At 66.5% G+C, this 2,299-nt stretch carries 4 protein-coding genes and 1 pseudogene; 3 read left to right on the top strand and 2 right to left on the bottom strand.

Annotation, left to right across the window (positions count from 1 at the left end; translation table 11 throughout):
- The coding region (locus tag Q0C59_RS18555) for a cytochrome c (protein WP_291218336.1) at positions 1-324 on the top strand (324 nt) is incomplete at its 5' end.
- Between the two features lie 110 nt (positions 325-434).
- On the opposite strand, the gene Q0C59_RS18550 is transcribed toward Q0C59_RS18555, so the two are convergent.
- Positions 435-1,079, bottom strand: coding sequence for a glutathione S-transferase family protein (locus Q0C59_RS18550; protein ID WP_291218333.1), 645 nt, complete (start codon positions 1,077-1,079; stop codon positions 435-437).
- A gap of 91 nt (positions 1,080-1,170) precedes the next feature.
- Here Q0C59_RS18550 and Q0C59_RS18545 point away from each other — a divergent pair, with 91 nt between their 5' ends.
- Positions 1,171-1,557 carry a DUF2946 family protein gene (locus tag Q0C59_RS18545; protein WP_291218331.1) on the top strand — a complete coding sequence of 129 codons (387 nt, stop codon included), beginning with the start codon at positions 1,171-1,173 and terminating at the stop codon, positions 1,555-1,557.
- 117 nt (positions 1,558-1,674) lie between these two features.
- Positions 1,675-2,151, top strand: coding sequence for a copper chaperone PCu(A)C (locus tag Q0C59_RS18540; protein ID WP_291218329.1), 477 nt, complete (start codon positions 1,675-1,677; stop codon positions 2,149-2,151).
- A gap of 10 nt (positions 2,152-2,161) precedes the next feature.
- Here Q0C59_RS18540 and Q0C59_RS18535 read toward each other — a convergent pair.
- Positions 2,162-2,299, bottom strand: a pseudogene (locus Q0C59_RS18535) (ABC transporter ATP-binding protein); the annotation flags it as partial.

Raw genomic sequence — 2,299 nt, 5'->3', positions numbered from 1 at the left:
GCGCCGGCCTTCGTGAAGTACCAGATGGACAAGCTGGTGGCGGGGGTGAAGTACGACCCGGCCCATGTGCCCACCGGTACCGCGCTGTACGTGAGCAACTGCGTGTTCTGCCACGGCGTGCCCGGCGTGGACCGCGGCGGCAACATCCCCAACCTGGGCTACATGGACGCGGGCTACATCGAGAACCTGGACAAGTTCGTCTTCAAGGGCCCGGCCACCGAGCGCGGCATGCCGGATTTCACGGGCAAGCTGAGCATGGATGACGTGCAAAAAATCAAGGCGTTCATTCAAGGAACCGCCGACGCGATCCGACCGAAGAACTAGGAGCACCCCCCGCCGCGCTGACGCGCGACCCCCCTCAAGGGGGGCGGTACCTGCGGCCTGGCAAAGCCAGTTCCGCGGTACCTCTGGGTGGGAAAGGCGCTTTCGCTCGTTCAGCCTTTCGCGCGCTTGAGCATCAGCTCGGTGTTGGTCTTGCGGTCGGCGTTCACCGTCTGCACCGCCGGGCGCTCACCCAGCAGCTTCAAGTAGTCCCGCACCGGCAGGTCGGCCAGGCAGTCGCGGCCGTAGATGATCTTGGTGGCGCTGCTCACCAGCGGCAGGTGCACGGCGGCGGCGCAGTCCGCCAAGGTGAAGGCATCGCCCGCTATGAAAGGTGAGAACTTCACCAGTTGCGAGAAGGCCGCCACGTTCTTGGTGAGCTGTTCGCCGGTTTTTTCCTTGGCCGCGTCGCTCACCTTGCCGCCAAAGAAGGCCTCGCCATACAGGTTGCGCGCGACCAGCTCCAGGTGCAGTTCGAGGTAACGCACAATCTCGCGAACCTTGGCTTTCTGGAAGGCATCGGCCGGCAGGAGCGGGCGCGCGGGATAGGCGTCTTCGATGTATTCGAGGATCACGGTGGACTCGGAGAGCGGTCCCGCGTCGGTCTTGAGGTAGGGCACCTTGCCTAGCGGGCTGGCGGCCGTGTCGGTCTGGCCGACCCAGGCCAGTTCTTCGTCGAACGCCACGCCCTTTTCGAGCAGGGCGAGCTTGACCTTGTTGTAGTAGTTGCTGGCTGCGAAGCCGCAGAGTGTGAGCATGTCTGTCTCCGTTGTTGGGGTGGCGTGATGGTAGTGGGGGCACACGTTGGCTGTGCGTCTCGCAGTTGACCCCGCTGATAAACTCGGACCCATGTTTGCGCGCCCCTTTCACCGTCGTTTTGCTGCCTGGCTGGCCTTGCTGGCCGTGCTCTGGGGCGCGCTGATGCCCACGCTGGCGCAGGCGGTGGTGTCCCACTCAGACCGCCAGGGCTGGGTGGAGGTGTGCAGCGCCAGCGGGGTGCTGTGGGTGCGGGTCGACGGCGGGGCCGAGTCACCTCCAGGGACGTCAGGCTCCATGGCGGACGCCGCTGCCCACTGCCCCTGGTGCCCGATGCAGGGCGCAGCCGGCCTTCCGCCCGAACCCGCGCTGGGCACTGTTCCCGACGCCCAGGGCCCCGCACCCGCCGCTGCATTCACCTCGGCCCGACCGGCTGCAGTGTGGTCCCCGGCGCAGTCTCGCGCCCCACCGGCCGCCTGAGTCGCCTGTGGTCTGGCCCGCGCTGCGCGCGGAGCTTTCTGTTTCTTGTGTCCGACCCTGCGGTTGCACCGCATGTCGCTGGTCTGTCGGGCCGCTTCACATTCTCTGGATTCCCTCATGAAAAAAATCATCATCGCCACCTTGCTGTCCCTCACGGCCAGCGCCTGGGCACAAGCGCCCGCCAACGTCGAAGTCAAGGACGCCTGGGTGCGCGCCACCGTGGCGCAACAAAAAGCCACCGGCGCCTTCATGCAACTCACCGCCCAGGCCGACACCCGGGTGGTGCAGGCCAGCTCGCCCATCGCCGGTGTGGTCGAGATCCACGAAATGGCCATGGACAAGGACGTGATGAAGATGCGTGCCGTGCCCGCACTCGCCTTGCCCGCCGGCAAGACCGTGGAGCTCAAGCCCGGGGGTTATCACGTCATGCTGATGGACCTCAAGGGTCCCGTGAAAGCCGGTGATGTAGTGCCGGTCACGCTGGTGCTCGAAGGCAAGGACGGCCAGCGCTCCACACTGGAAGTGAAAGCCACGGCGCGCCCGCTGGGCAGTTCACCCGCCGGCGGAATGACCCACGGAGCCCACAAGCACTGATTGCCGTCCGTCAGATCGCTGAAGGCACGGCGCGGGCCACGCCCGGCGCCGGCGGGCTCGACGCACCCGATCCGCGCTCGAAGGTGACCACGTGGTCCACCTCGGCGCGGATGCCGATCCACTCGCCCACCGCGTGGTTGTGGTGCGA

The sequence above is a fragment of the Hydrogenophaga sp. genome (genome assembly GCF_022844385.1).
In the GTDB taxonomy this organism is placed as follows: Bacteria; Pseudomonadota; Gammaproteobacteria; order Burkholderiales; family Burkholderiaceae_C; genus Hydrogenophaga.
Note: the sequence above shows the minus strand (reverse complement) of the source record. Positions and strands in the feature narration are given on the sequence as shown.

Coding starts and splice junctions, on each gene's coding strand:
- Q0C59_RS18540 (WP_291218329.1), top strand. CDS start 1,675: ATGAAAAAAATCATCATCGCCACCTTGCTGTCCCTCACGGCCAGCGCC.
- Q0C59_RS18545 (WP_291218331.1), top strand. CDS start 1,171: ATGTTTGCGCGCCCCTTTCACCGTCGTTTTGCTGCCTGGCTGGCCTTG.
- Q0C59_RS18550 (WP_291218333.1), bottom strand. CDS start 1,079: ATGCTCACACTCTGCGGCTTCGCAGCCAGCAACTACTACAACAAGGTC.